Consider the following 14665-nt stretch of genomic DNA (forward strand, 5'->3'; position numbering starts at 1 on the left):
ATGGCAAAAAGTAAAATAGTTAAAGCTGCTGGAGCTATCTCATTAGCTACTACATTTAGTAGAATTCTTGGATATATAAAAGACATGATTCTTGCCAAATATTTTGGTGCAACTGGCATAAGTGATGTATTTTTCGTTGCCTTTCGTATTCCTAATCTGTTAAGAGAACTTTTTGCAGAAGGCTCAATGTCTTCGGCTGTTATTCCTGTGTTGAAAGAATCCCAGATAAAAAATGGTCAAGAAGAAACCCAAAAAATTGTAAAGAGTTTATTTACATTCATAATGATAGTTGTAGGAATTATTACTATTTTAGGAATAATTTTTAGCCCTCTTATTGTAAAACTAATTGCCCCAGGATTTGTTGAAAATCCTCAAAAATTTGACTTAACAGTGTTACTGACAAGAATAATGTTTCCATTTCTACTCTTTATCAGTCTTGCAGCACTTACAATGGGTACTCTCAATACAAATAATATTTTTTTTATACCATCTCTTGCTCCATGTTTTTTAAACATTGCAATAATTATTTTTATAGTTGGATTTAGCTCATTATTTTTCAATCCAATAATATCTGTTGCAGTAGGTGTAACTGTAGGAGGTGCTCTTCAATGGCTTGTTCAAACACCTACTTTTTATAAAAATGGCTTCAAATTTGGAATAGCGCCATTTCATTCTGCTTTGAAAAAAATTGCTATTCTTGTAATTCCGACAACAATAGCAATGGCAGTAAACCAGATAAATATATTTGTAAGCACAATTATTGCGAGTTTCCTTCCCGAAGGAAGTGTTACATATCTTTATTATTCAATGAGACTTATTCAACTTCCAATTGGTATTTTCGGTGTAGCTGTTGGAATGGCTGTACTTCCAACCCTTTCTCAACATGTAGCTGAAGGTAAAAAAGATATCTTTACAAAAGACTTTACATTTTCCCTTAAATTCTTATTCTTTTTAACTATTCCTTCTACATTAGGATTGATGATGTTAAAAGAACCAATAATAAACACTCTTTTTCAAAGAGGTGTTTTTGATATAACAGCTACAATAAATACTGCTCAAGCTTTACTATTTTATAGCATAGGAATCATTGGTACAGTTGGGTCAAGAACAATCACTGCTACTTTTTATTCTATTCAAGATACAAAAACACCTGTAATATGCGCTGCTACAGCAATGTTGACAAATGTGATAGTTTCTATTGCTCTTATGAATTCAATGCAGCACAAGGGACTGGCACTTGCTTATTCAGTGGCTGCTACTGTCCAGTTTTTTATGTTAGGATATTTTATAAAAAGAAAAATTCCTCAGATTTCCTTCAATTCAATAATTTCATCTTTTTTAAAAAGCTTTGTAGCTGCGTTTATTAGTGTAAGCATAGCTAAACTTATTTGTGAGATTAACCCTTCCTTGTGGTTACATAGTGAAAAAATGTTTCTAAAATTTATATGGCTTGCCTGTGCAATTTCTGTCGCTGCATTTTTCTATTTAGTTCTATGCTATTTGCTCAAACATGAAGAACTGGGTTATATTTTAAAAAAGATACGGAGGCAAGGATGAAAATAAAAAAATTTGAAGTTGGACCACTATTTGTAAACTGTTACATTATATATGACGAAAGGACAAAGGAAGCAGTTGTAATTGACCCTGGCGATGAACCTGATTTAATTCTTGATTTCATAAAAGAAGAAAATCTCAATCTTAAATATATACTTTGCACACATGGACATTTTGACCACATAGGCTCAGTCAAAGAATTAAAGGATGAAACAGGCGCAAAAGTTGTTTTACATGAGAAAGACATTGAAATATATAGGAATTCTCCTCAAATAGCCATGCAATTTTTTGGCATAGAAATAGAACCTCAACCTGAACCAGATATTCTTATCAAAAATGGCGAAATATTAAATACCGGAAATGTCCAGCTAACAGTAATACATACCTCTGGACATTCTCCTGGAAGTGTATGCTTTTATACTGACGGATATATATTCACAGGAGATACACTTTTTGCGGGCTCTGTTGGAAGGACAGACATTATTGGAGGCAGTATGAATGAACTGCTTAATTCACTCAAAAAGATAGCTTCTTTACCTGATGAAACAATAGTTTTTCCAGGTCACGGACCTAAAACTAAAATAGGAATTGAAAAGAAAACAAATCCCTTTTATCATGAAGTTATTTAAATTCTTATTAATTGTATTTCTTTTAATCTCCTTATCTTGTAGCAAAAGTTCAAAAAATGAAAATCCAAAAACTTCATCTCAATATTCAGAAGGGACATCTATTATCATTGGTGTTTTACCTGAAGAATCTCCAAAAGTAATATATGAAAAACTTTATCCTTTGAAAAAATTCCTAAGTGAAAATTTTAAAAGACCTGTCTTAATTGATATTGCAAGAGATTTTAAAGATTTAGAAAAGAAAATAAAAGAAGACAAAATTAATTTAATCATTGTTGACCCTGCTACTTACTGTGAACTTAAATGGAATATGAAAAATAAAATATTTCCTTTGATTAAACCAGAAGGCGGTATAGCTGAAACAAGAAGTGTTTTTGTAACAAAGCAAGGTAATAATATTGAAAAAATTTTTGATTCTCTTGGGAAAAAACTTGCGCTTGGTGAAGAAAAATCTTCATTTAGCTATCTTATTCCTCTGTCAATGCTTAGAGATGTTGATATTTCAATAAAAGATTTCAAATCCGTTGATATGTTACAAAAGGAACAAAGGATCGCCCTTTCCATATTAATCGGAAACCATGACATAGGAGCTATGAGCGAAATAACTGCAAACAAATATCTTAAAGACGGACTTAAAATAATAAGATATTCTGAACCCACTCCAAGATTTTTAATAGCATACATTAATAATTTAAAAAAAGATGAAGTGGAAACTATTAAAAATAGCATCTTAACCAGAGCAGATAGAGAACTTCTTGAAGCCATAGGCGTTGAAAAATTCAGTCTGGCTGAAGATAGAGATTTTGATTATATCAGGGTACTAATTAAAAATCTCACGGGTAAAGATTATATTGATTACGGATCAAAAACAATAAAAGTAGCCATATTACCCTTATACAGTCCTCTTACAATCTATAAAAGATATGACCCTCTAATGAGATATCTTTCTGAAAAAACGGGTTATGAGTTTAAACTTGTAATACCTAAAAATTTTGAAGAATTTATAAACATTGTTAGTCAAGGTAAAGTTCATTTTTCATATCAAAATCCCTATGTATTTTCCATCGTTTCTAAAAGGTATTCAATAAGACCTCTTGCAATCACAGTTGGCGAAGATTGCACCACAGACGAAGGTATTTGCGGTAATGAAAAATTCAGAGGTCTAATAATAACAAGAAAAGACAGCAATATACATAAACTCACTGACCTCAAAGGGAAAAAAATAATGATTGTATCTCCTACATCAGCAGGAGGATATTTGTCTCAGAAGCTTTATCTTGAGAAAAAAGGTTTTAATTTACAAAGAGATTTTAAACTTATAGATGCAAAAAGGCAGGAAAAAGTTATTATAGGGGTTTATAAAGGCGAAGCAGATGTAGGATTCATAAGAGAAGCTGCTTTAAGTGTTTGGTCCGATGAAGTAGATATCTCAAAAATAAAAATTCTTGATTACGGAGACTATCTACCAAACTGGCCATTTGCTGTTGTGAATAATCAAAATAAAGAATTAACAGAAAAGGTCAAGAAATTAATTACTAACATAGATAACCCTTTAATACTTAAAAAAGCTAAGATTAAAGCATTCAAAGAGGCAACAGATGAAGATTTTAAAATACTTAAAATACTTAGTAACTGAAAGAATTATCAAAAAACTTCAAAGAACAAGCATCGGAATAAAAATATTTCTATCATTTTTACTTCTATTTTTAATCATTATGATTTCAATTAATCTGTTAATTCTTAACTATCAGAAAAGCTCTCTAAAAAATCAGATTAACACAAATATTACGGTCCTGCTTGAGAATGTTTCAAAGGATGTTATAGACCATCTTGTCTTTTTTGATCCCTTAGCTATTGATGAAAAAATCTCTATTGTTATGAACAATCCAGGAATTGATTACATAATGCTTGCTGATAAAAATGGCAAAATTGTTGGACATAGTGATAAAAGTCAGCTTGGCAGTTACATAAAAATGGAACCGTCAATTTATAAAAGATGGCAAAAATCAGACACAGATGGAATCAATCATATAAATTTACCAGTTATTGTTGGCGATAGCTATTTTGGAATCTTAAGGGCTGGTATATCTGAAGACAAAATAAATGCTTACATTGAACAGTCCACCAGAAATTTGAAAAATTATATTTATATTTTAAGTTTAATATTTTTTCTTTTAACTGTTATTATGGCATTTATGCTTTCAAAAACACTTATAAAACCTTTGCAAAGACTTAAAAATAAAATGTCAAGTATTCAGGCAGATAAACTTGAAATATGTGAAAATCCATCAACTGTTTTTTGTAAAGATATCTTTAACTGTGAAAAAAGTGACTGCCCTGCCTATGGCAAAGAAAGATGCTGGTTTATAACTGAAGCAAAGGAAAACTGTAAAAAATGCCATAACATTGATTGCAAGGATTGTTATGTTTATAAAATTTCTTGTGGTGATGAAATCGGATATCTAATTGAAACATTCAATGAGATGATATTAAAACTTAAGCATTCCCTTGAAGAACTTGATAGAACAACAAAAGAAAAACTAAGACTTGAAAAATCCTCTGCGATGGCAGAGATGGCAATGACCGTTGCCCATGAGATAAAAAATCCTCTTAATGCAATAAAGGCTTCTACCTCTTATTTAAAGGCAAATTTTCAGGGAGAGGTTTTAAAAGAGTTTCTTTCAATTATTGATAAAGAAACAGAGAGATTAAATGAATTGATAACAAGTTTTCTATCTTATGCAAGACCTGTACCCCTTAAATATGAAAAGGGAAACATCAACAATGCACTAAAAGATGTGATAAAACTCGTAGAAACAGAAATCAAAGAGGAGAATAAAATTCTTCAAACTGACTTTGACCCCTCAATACCTGAATTTTATTTTGACCATCATCAAATAAAACAAGCTGTGCTGAATCTTTTAGTAAATGCTACAGACGCCACTGAAAAGGGAGACACAATAATGATCAAAACAGAGAGAATTGATGGAAAGATAAAAATTACAATAAAGGATTCAGGAACTGGAATCCCTGAAGAACTTATGGGTAAAATATTTGAGCCCTTTTTTACCACAAAGACTACAGGTTCAGGTCTTGGACTTGCCTGTGTTGAAAGAATAATAAAGGACCATGAAGGCAATATAAAGGTTACGAGTAAACTTAATGAAGGAACCGAATTTACAATAGAGTTGCCAATTAAAGAGGGTTAAATATGGCAAATATTCTATACATAGATGATGAGATAAGTGCCTTGAAAGCTATTTCAGCAATTCTTAGGAAAGAAGGATATACTGTTTTCACCTCAACTACTGCTGAAGAGGGAATGGAAGTTCTTAAAACTACCACTATTGAGTGTATTCTTCTTGACTACAGATTGCCCGGAATGGATGGAATAGATTTATTAAGATGGCTCAAACACTGTGAAATGTCAATTCCAACTGTAATGCTTACAGCCTATGGAACAATTGAAAAAGCAGTAGAAGCAATGAAACTTGGTGCTTATCATTATTTGATAAAACCAGTAGACACAGAGTTGCTTTTAAATGTGATAAAAGAAGCCATTGAAAAATCAAAGGGAATTCAAAAATTAGAAAAAATAGAAACCCCCTTTCCAGAAATAATTGGTAAAAGTAAAACAATACAGGAAATATTTTATATAATGCAGATGGTTGCAGAAAGTAACGCCAATGTACTTATTACAGGCGAATCAGGCACAGGTAAAGAACTTGTAGCAAGGGCAATACACAAAAATTCTCTTAGAAAATCTAAACCCTTTATTATAGTTGACTGTACCACAATACCTGAAAATCTACTTGAGAGTGAGCTTTTTGGACACGAAAAGGGAGCTTTTACAGGAGCTACTGAGAGAAAAACAGGACTTATTGAACTTGCCAATGAAGGCACTGTTTTTCTTGATGAGATCGGGGAATTACCAATGCTTTTACAAAAAAAACTTTTAAGATTTCTTCAGGAAAAAGAGATACAGAGAATTGGAAGCACACAAAGAATCAAAGTGGATGTAAGAGTAATCTCAGCTACAAACAAAGACCTTGAAAAAGCTATTAAGGAAGATTCATTCAGAGAAGACCTTTACTGGAGATTGAATGTTGTGAGAATAAATCTACCTCCACTAAGAGAAAGAAAGGAAGATATTCCTCTGCTTGTGAATCATTTTTTAAATAAATTTTCAAAAGAAAACAATAAACCTATCCCTCAACTTGAGCCAGAAGTTATGGATGCTCTTATAAACTATCATTGGCCTGGAAACATAAGAGAACTGGCAAATGTCATAGAGAGAGCTGTTGTGCTCTCACCTTCAGGATTAATTTCTATAAAACATCTACCAAGAAGAATACAGGAAAATACTGGGTGGACTATTATTAAAGAAAATACCTTCAATCTTCTTGAAGTTGAGAAGGCTTTGATTCTTAAAGCGTTAAATTCCACAGGATGGAATCAAACAAAAGCTGCTGAAATACTTGGTATTTCAAGAAAACAACTTCGCACTAAGATGAAACATCACGGATTTCTCACACAATCTGAAGAAGAATAAAAATTAATAAGGGCTTGGAAATCCTATATCCAAGCCCTTATTAAAGGAGGGTGGGGTGTGGGATGAGAGGTTTACTCAAACTTTAAAATATTCAACGCTCTCATCAAGAGCTTTTGTCTCAGCAGACAATTTAGTAGTAATATCTCTTACAAATTCAATCATTTTTACTGTATTATTAATGTTTTCCCTTATAGTATCCATATTTTGTGCAATTTCCTCACTTGTTGCAGACAACTCTTCTGTAGCAACTGCAATTCTCTGTATCATATCCATTGCCTTTTCTGTAGCAGATACAATCTCATCAAGAGCGCGCATTGCATCATTTGCTAAAGCGACTCCTCCTTCTGCCTGAGAACTGCTTGTATTCATTGCATTTACAGAAGCGTCTGACTTTGACTGAATATTTCTAATCTTGTCAGCAATCTCCTCTGTTGCTTTTGCAGTTCGCTCTGCAAGTTTACGAACTTCATCGGCAACAACCGCAAAGCCCCTTCCCTGCTCACCTGCTCTTGCTGCTTCAATTGCTGCATTTAAAGCAAGAAGATTTGTCTGGTCAGCAATGTCCTTTATGGTAAGCACAATCTCGCCAATTTCCTGTGAACTTTGTCCAAGTTCTTCAATTGTGCCAGCAGCTGCTTTGATTGAGTTAGCTATATCTATCATAGCCTTTACTGCTTTATCCACTGCAGTCTTGCCTTTTTCAGCAGTTTCATTTGCCTGTTTTGCTGAATCAGAAGCATGAGCTGCATTTTTAGCTACATCAATTATTGTCTGCGATATCTCTGTAGAGGCAGATGCCATCTGGTCTATACGCGATAACTGTTCCCGAGAGTTTTTCTCTAAATCATCTGTCTCTTTTGAAAGAGAGGCAACCATGGTATTGGTATTTTTTACCACTTCTCTGATTTTACCTATTGTTGCCCTTAAACTTTTTGTAATTCTCTGATATATATCTCCAATTAAATCACAGGCTTGTGTTTTTTCCTCCCTAAGGTCTCCCTGTTCAAGTCTATTAAAACATCCTAAAGCTGAGGACATATTTTTTTCATAGGATTTATATGAATAATAAAGCATTCCACTCAAGCCTGCAAGAGAAATAAAAAGAACAATTGAATAAATTATCGCATTTCTTTTTCTTACCTCTGAAATTTCTTTGTTAGTTTTTTCAAATTCTTTCTGATGAGTATCTGTTATTTTGAAAATCATATCCTTTATTTCTCTCCATACCTTTGTCTCTTCAACTATCTTCTTAACTGCCTCATCCTTTTTACCTTGTTCTGCTAATTGTTGAATTTCCATTTTCATAGAGTGATCTTTCTGCCACATTTGTTGGATTGTTTTCAATTGTTCCTGCATTTCTCCTTTTGTTAATTTTATAGCTGCTTCATTTGATTTCATAAATTCCTGATGCGCCTTTTGATAGTTTTTCTTTGCCTGCTCATCCTTTGGATTAATAAAAACATTTCTTGTTGCCTGACCTGTCTGAAGTCCCTGGGCATACATATCATTTAAAGCAACAAGGAGCATTATGTCCTTTTTTGTTAATTTTTCAACTCTTTCCTGAAATCCCTTCTCATTAAAATAAGACAGAATAAAAAGTCCAGCAAGAACAAGCAAAATCATAATATTAATAAATTGAAGCAATCTTTTTACATTCATTTTATCCCCTCCATTTCTTTATACTATTTAAAAAATTAATAACAGATTTGGGAAAAGTCCCAAAAAAATTAACAATAAAGCTCCTGATAATGCCATGCTGTTATTCAGAGGATGATTATAAATATCTATAACTAAAGAATCTTTATAAAGATAAAAAACTGGTCTTAAATAGTAAAAAGCGGAAAATATGCTCATTAGTAATGCAAAAAAAACTAATGAACCGTATCCATAAGAAAGAAGATTTTTAAAAAGATTAAATTTTACAATAAAACCTGCGGTAGGAGGTACTCCTGTAAGAGAAAACATTATCACTATAATGCAGAAAGAAAGAAGAGGATTTTTTCTTCCCACTCCTAAATAATTCTGAATACTTTCACCATTTTTTATGTTCATAATAAAAGCAAAAGCGCTGAGATTCATAAAAACATATACAATCAAATAGGGGATCAGTGATATTAGAAGTTCTTTCTCTGGAAGTAAAAATGCCATAAACATATAACCAGCATGAGCAATTGAGGAATACGCAAGCATTCTTTTTAAATTATTCTGCCTTAAAGCAAGAACATTACCAACTAACATTGAAAGAGCTGATATGATAACTATCAAATCTTGAATGTTAAGTTTTAAATTAATTGAAAGAAAAATATTAATTAAAGCTCCAAAAACTGCTACTTTAGGTGCTGTTGATAAAAATGCTGTTACAGCAGTGGGTGCTCCTTGATATACATCTGGTGCCCATGCATGGAAAGGTGCAAGAGACAGTTTAAAGGCAAATGCAGAGATTAAAAAAACAACACCCAATAGGATATTTAAATTCTCTGTCTTCAATAATTTAAAAGTTTCATAAGATGTGCTTCCTGTTTGAGCATAAAAGAAAACAATTGAACCAAGAAGAATAATTGAAGACAGAGTTCCAAGAATAAAATATTTCATACCAGCCTCAATACTTAGACTTTCCTTTCTGTAAAAGCCTGCAAGAATATAAAGAGATAGGGAAAAAGTCTCAAGAGCAAGATAAAGAATAAGAAGATCATTAGCAACTATCATTAGATTCATTCCAAATAGTGATAAAAGAAGCAGAAAAACATATTCTACCGATTTACTACTTTTTAATTTAAGGTCACTGTAGGATAATCCAAGGATAAAAACTCCTATAAACAAGACTAAAATCCTTAAGGTCTGTCTGTACAAGTCAATTTTTATTAATTCCGAAGTAAATTCCTTTTGTCCAAAATTAAATACTGATAATATTATAGCTGTAAGTATGCTTAAAAAACTCAAAATATAGGTTGTTCTATAATTTCTACTGATAAATCCATAAAAAAAGGAAATTATTGCTAAGATTAGCAGGCTTATTTCTGGTATCAAAACCTTGTACTGAATCATCCCTTACCTCCAAAGCTTACGATTTCATTTACTCCAGAAAGCACATAATCTGGATTTAATCCGAGGTAGATGGATATAAGTAGAAGTATTGCCAAAAAAAATAATTCCCAGGAGATTACATCCCTTACATAGGTAGAAAGCTCTGCTCCTGGCTTTCTAAGATATACTCTATAAAAGAACCAGGATAGATAAACTACTCCCAGAGCAACACCGAATACACCAATAAAACCAAGAAATAAATTTTCCCTAAATATACCACTAAGGAGTAATAACTCTCCATTAAAGTAATTAAGTCCGGGAAATCCACCCATTGCCATGATTAATGAAAAAGTGAAAAAAGTTAAAGCCGGAACCCTTTTTGAAAGAGCTCCGAATTTTTCCAAATCAAAACTTTTTGTCTCTCTATTTAAAAGTTCAGCTACATAAAAAAGGGCTGCTGCAAGAATGCCATGATTTATACTCTGAAGAAGAACTCCCTGGTATCCCTGTAGATTACCCGTAAAAGCTCCTGCTGTAATTATTCCCACATGACTGAGGCTCATATATGCAAAAAGAACTTTAATGTTTTTAGAGTTTAAGGCAAGAAAAGCAGAGTATACAAAAGAAATAAGGCAAGTAAGAATTATCCACTGATTCACGACTGATAAAATATCATTAAAATAAGGTATTACCCTCAGGATTCCATAAATTCCCATTTTCCCAAGCACTGCGGACAAGAATATTGTAACTGGCATAGCTGCCTCATAGTAGGCATCCTTTAGCCATCCATGAAGGGGAACTATGGGAATTTTAACAAAGAAGGCAAGTATAAAACCAAAAAGGAGCAATAGTTTTGCAGTCTCGCTTATTTTTAAATTTTCAAGAGATGTAAAAGAGAAGCTTCCTCCGTAATAGTAAGTAGCTATGATTGCAAGAAATAGAAATATACTAAAACCGAAAGTATATATCAAAAATTTAATAGAAGCCTGAAAGGAATTCTCACCACCCCATCGCTGAATAAGTAAAACTGCCGGGATTAACATAGCTTCATAGAAAAAAAAGAACTGCAAGAAATTGGTTGACATGAAAAAAGCATTAACTGAGACAGAGAGTAATAATAAAAGACTCATAAAAGATGAAATTTTATCTTTTATTGTCTTAGTTGCTAAAAGTATAATCGCCAAAGTTATAAAGGTAGTAAGCAAAACAAAGGGAGAATTTATATGGTCAAAACCAAGAGTAAAATTAAGTTGCCATGCAGATATCCATTCGTAGGAAGTTAAAAATTGAAAACCTTTCTTTGTTCTGTCAAAATTAAGGTAATAAATTAGAGCCATTATGAACGACAGCGAGGATGACATTAGGGCAATTAAGTTAACAATTTTTCTGATACCTATTTTCCAAATTAAAAAGGCACCAAGCAAAGGAAATATTAGTATTAATTCAATTCCTACCATATTACTCTCCTAAAACAAAAGATATATCAAAAGCACAAGCCCTATAAAACTTAACATATAAAAAGCATAGTCCTGAATCTTACCAGTATGAAAAATTGCTAATCCATCACTCATAGTCTTTGCTAAATTGGACATAAAAGTAGGTATCCCATTCATTTTTCTGTCTTCATAAGCCATAATTTTGGATGAAAGAGGTAAAATTATTCGGTCTATTAACCATCTCCATATTTTGTTTATAAATCCATACTCTGCAGGGACAACAGTTTTATTTAGAGATTTTAATGAGTATTTTGCCCCCACCCTATAGAACCAATCTATGTCAAGATTGATATATGATTTTGGCTTAAGTGTCTTAAGAAACATGGCAAAAACAAGCCCTGTAAAACTGAATATTCCCAATGTGTCAAGAATATGCTGGACTGTATAAGGCTCATAATCTATTGGATATGGCAAGAAATTGTAGAAGAACTGTGGGAAAATTCCAATTAATATACATAGTGCTGATGTTGTGAGTATAGCAATCTTCATATTTAAAGGAATCTCTTTGACCTGATAGTCTGCCTTTTTCTCTGAAAAGAAAGTATAGTATCCCATTTTACAGATAATGCTTATAATAGTTCCGCATGTTGCCACATTGAGCATAATGTAGGCAAAGGCATTTTTGAGTTCACCTGCAGCAGAGATGATTGGTGATTTTCCAATAAATCCGTTAGTAAGCGGAAATCCAGCAATTGAAAAAGCACCTACAAAAAAGCTTATGGCAGTAAGTGGTGCATATTTTCCAAAATCACCAAGTTCTGTCATCTTTTCCTTTCCTGTGGCATAAATTACTGCTCCTGCAGACATGAAAAGAAGGCATTTATAAAGTATGTGGTTGAATGCATGTGAAGCTGAACCATTAAGCCCCAAAGTAATGGTACCGAGTCCTACTCCAGCAACCATATAGCCAACCTGACTTACTATGTGGTATGAAAGTAGTCTTCTTAGATTATTCTCAAGTAACGCATATATGACACCATAAACTGCCATAACAGAGCCAAGGTATATCAGTATCTCTGCTCCAGGAAATCCTCTTATTAAAGCGTAAACTGCTGCTTTGGTAGTAAATGGATTAAGGAAAACACTTCCATAAATTGTTGCAGATGGATAGGCATCTGGTAGCCACGCATGCAAGGGTGGTACCGCAGCGCAAAGTATAAAGCCAATAAGAGTAAGCCACCAGAAAAGCTCTCCAGAGTAGCTCATAAAGGAGTCAAACTGAAAACTTCCTGTTTGAGAGATATAGATCATTATGCCTGCAAAAAGGGAAAGACCACCCGCTACATGAACAAGAATGTATCTGTAGCCTGCCTCTGTTGCCTCTTTTGTTCTCTGAGACCAGATAAGTAAAACCGCGCAAAAAGACAACATCTCCCAGAAAAGATAGAAGCTTAAAATATCTGCTGCAAAGCTAACGCCTACTGATGCACCTGTATAGAGAAGTCCAGCCAACTGTTGAATCCAATCATCTATATGATAGCAATAGATTATCCCAATCAAACCAATAAAACTAAATATATAGGCAAAAAGAAGGCTCAGTTTGTCCACCCTAACAAGAGGAGATATATCCATACCAAACAAACTCATATAACCATAAAATCCCTGCTCGGCTATTAATGTAAGGAAAAAGCCTACTGTAGCGATGAGAACACTGTAGGGTCCTCTCATATTCTTGGGTAATGCTGGCAACAAAAGAGCTCCGAAGATCAGAACCACTCCCGGATGAATAAAATCAGTCATAGTAGTCCTCCTTCTTTGTTACTACTTTACTTAATGACTTAGCAACAATGATGATAAAGAGAGTCCCTAAAAGACCTACCAATGCACCAAAGGCAGGAAGTTCTTCAAATTCAAAATAGCCGTGTCCAAGATGCATCACCTTTAGAAATAATACCTCTAAAATAACCACAACAAGACATGCAACATAGAGAGCTTTTTTATAATTCATTGCATCACTCTCCTTATAATTTCCATGAGAAAATCTGGATATACTCCAAGAATAATCGTAAATAAAGCAGTAATGAGCAAAGGTATGGCACAGAAGTAGTTTTCCTTAACATTTTGCCATCTGTTTTCCTGTAATGGTTTTCTAAAGAAAGCTTTATAGGAAATCGGAAGAAAATAGACTGCATTAAGAAATGAACTGGCAATAAAAATTCCAAGAAGTTCGGGTCTGCCTATCTGCAAAGCTCCCATCGCAAGATTATATTTGCTTATAAAGCCTGCAAAAAGAGGTATTCCTATCATGCTCAAAGTAGCAAGAAAAAAGGAAAACATGGTAATTGGCATAACCTTACCTATTCCATCAAGTTCGCTTATTCTCTTTACATGAGTTGATACATAAACAGAGCCTGCCACAAAGAACATGGTTATTTTAGAGAAAGCATGCATACTTATATGAATAAGTCCTCCCATTATTCCTAAAGGCGAAAACATGGCAACTCCGATAATTATGTATGAAAGATTTGCCACTGTTGAAAAAGCAAGTCTTGCTTTGAAATCATCTCTTGTAAGAGCAATAAGTGAGCCCATTATTATAGTAAAGCCTGTGAGGAAAAATATTAAATCCTGCATTCCGATTGCCTTTATCGTTGCTTCTCCATAGATATTAAGCAAAACTCTTGAAACAGTGAATACACCTGCTTTAACAACAGCAACAGCGTGAAGCAATGCACTAACAGGAGTAGGAGCTACCATTGCTGCAGGCAGCCAACTATGAAGAGGCATCACAGCAGATTTATTAAACCCATAGATGAAAAGTATAAGCAATATTTGTAGAATAAGTTTATTTTCTTCAACGATTTCAGGCGCAAAGATTCCACCTTTTCTAAAATCAAGTGTTCCTGTAAGAATATAAGTGATAACTATGGCAGCAAATAGGAAAATTTTCGCTGTACCTAAGAGATACACAATATACTGTCTACCACCCTCAAGTCCTTCTCTGTCTTCGTGATGGGCTACAAGAGGATAGGTTACAATAGTTAATGCTTCATAAAAGATAAACATTGTAAATAGATTTGCAGCAAAGGCAATACCTATTGCAGAACTTAGAGAAAGGGCAAAACAGGTAAAATATCTTGTCTGAGCATGCTCTCTAAGAGTTCGCATATAGCCGATTGAGTAAAAAGTTGTTAAAATCCATAGGAATGAAGCGCCGAAGGCAAAAAGTAAACCCAATCCATCAACCCTGAAGGAAAGCTCTATTCCAGGTAAAATTGTAGCAATTTTTAATCCTATAGTTTCCCCTCTTAAAAAAGGAGGAATAAGCATACAGACAAAGGAAAACTTTAAAACTCCTGCTATTACAGATGTGGCTTCTCTCAGGTTTGGATTCCTCTCTCCAATTAGAACAATTATTACAGCTCCTATAGCAGATACTAATATAGCTAAAAGCGGTAGTAGCTCTATCATTC

At 33.5% G+C, this 14665-nt stretch carries 11 protein-coding genes; 5 read left to right on the forward strand and 6 right to left on the reverse strand.

The genetic code is table 11. From position 1 onward, the window contains the following. Genes murJ through FLY87_RS04720 form a run of 5 tightly spaced genes read left to right on the forward strand, consistent with a single transcriptional unit; the run spans position 1 to position 6732 of the window. On the forward strand, positions 1 to 1557 hold the full coding sequence (gene murJ / locus FLY87_RS04700; RefSeq protein ID WP_141266381.1) for a murein biosynthesis integral membrane protein MurJ: 1557 nt from the start codon (positions 1 to 3) through the stop codon (positions 1555 to 1557). Beyond that, on the forward strand, positions 1554 to 2183 hold the full coding sequence (locus tag FLY87_RS04705; RefSeq protein WP_141266382.1) for an MBL fold metallo-hydrolase: 630 nt from the start codon (positions 1554 to 1556) through the stop codon (positions 2181 to 2183). The genes murJ and FLY87_RS04705 overlap by 4 nt, the downstream gene beginning before the upstream one ends. Beyond that, positions 2170 to 3816 (forward strand): phosphate/phosphite/phosphonate ABC transporter substrate-binding protein, encoded by a 1647-nt coding sequence (locus FLY87_RS04710; protein WP_141266383.1) that lies wholly within the window; start codon positions 2170 to 2172, stop codon positions 3814 to 3816. The genes FLY87_RS04705 and FLY87_RS04710 overlap by 14 nt, the downstream gene beginning before the upstream one ends. Next, complete coding sequence (locus FLY87_RS04715) at positions 3779 to 5389, forward strand: ATP-binding protein (RefSeq protein WP_141266385.1); 1611 nt, start codon at positions 3779 to 3781, stop codon at positions 5387 to 5389. Before FLY87_RS04710 ends, FLY87_RS04715 begins: the two co-directional genes overlap by 38 nt. 2 nt (positions 5390 to 5391) lie before the next feature. Then, complete coding sequence (locus FLY87_RS04720; protein ID WP_141266387.1) at positions 5392 to 6732, forward strand: sigma-54 dependent transcriptional regulator; 1341 nt, start codon at positions 5392 to 5394, stop codon at positions 6730 to 6732. Positions 6733 to 6807: 75 nt separating this feature from the next. Here the strand turns inward: FLY87_RS04720 and FLY87_RS04725 are convergent, their stop codons facing one another. The 6 genes from FLY87_RS04725 to FLY87_RS04750 are packed head-to-tail and all read right to left on the reverse strand — an operon-like array spanning position 6808 to position 14663. Then, positions 6808 to 8391, reverse strand: coding sequence for a methyl-accepting chemotaxis protein (locus FLY87_RS04725; RefSeq protein ID WP_141266389.1), 1584 nt, complete (start codon positions 8389 to 8391; stop codon positions 6808 to 6810). A gap of 27 nt (positions 8392 to 8418) precedes the next feature. Next, the gene (locus FLY87_RS04730; RefSeq protein WP_141266391.1) at positions 8419 to 9777 is read right to left on the reverse strand and encodes an NADH-quinone oxidoreductase subunit N; all 1359 of its coding nucleotides are present in this window, start codon (positions 9775 to 9777) and stop codon (positions 8419 to 8421) included. Next, a complete protein-coding gene (locus FLY87_RS04735) occupies positions 9774 to 11213 on the reverse strand; it encodes a NuoM family protein (protein ID WP_012545513.1) in 1440 nt (479 codons plus the stop codon). The genes FLY87_RS04730 and FLY87_RS04735 overlap by 4 nt, the downstream gene beginning before the upstream one ends. Positions 11214 to 11222: 9 nt before the next feature. Continuing rightward, positions 11223 to 12992 carry a Na(+)/H(+) antiporter subunit D gene (locus FLY87_RS04740; protein ID WP_141266393.1) on the reverse strand — a complete coding sequence of 590 codons (1770 nt, stop codon included), beginning with the start codon at positions 12990 to 12992 and terminating at the stop codon, positions 11223 to 11225. Next, positions 12985 to 13200: a hypothetical protein gene (locus FLY87_RS04745; protein ID WP_141266395.1), complete on the reverse strand. Its 216-nt coding sequence runs from the start codon at positions 13198 to 13200 to the stop codon at positions 12985 to 12987. Before FLY87_RS04745 ends, FLY87_RS04740 begins: the two co-directional genes overlap by 8 nt. After that, positions 13197 to 14663 (reverse strand): monovalent cation/H+ antiporter subunit D family protein, encoded by a 1467-nt coding sequence (locus tag FLY87_RS04750; RefSeq protein WP_012545971.1) that lies wholly within the window; start codon positions 14661 to 14663, stop codon positions 13197 to 13199. The genes FLY87_RS04745 and FLY87_RS04750 overlap by 4 nt, the downstream gene beginning before the upstream one ends. Between the last annotated feature and the right edge of the window lie 2 nt (positions 14664 to 14665).

This window comes from Thermodesulfovibrio sp. Kuro-1, assembly GCF_006538445.1.
Classification (GTDB): Bacteria; Nitrospirota; Thermodesulfovibrionia; order Thermodesulfovibrionales; family Thermodesulfovibrionaceae; genus Thermodesulfovibrio; species Thermodesulfovibrio yellowstonii.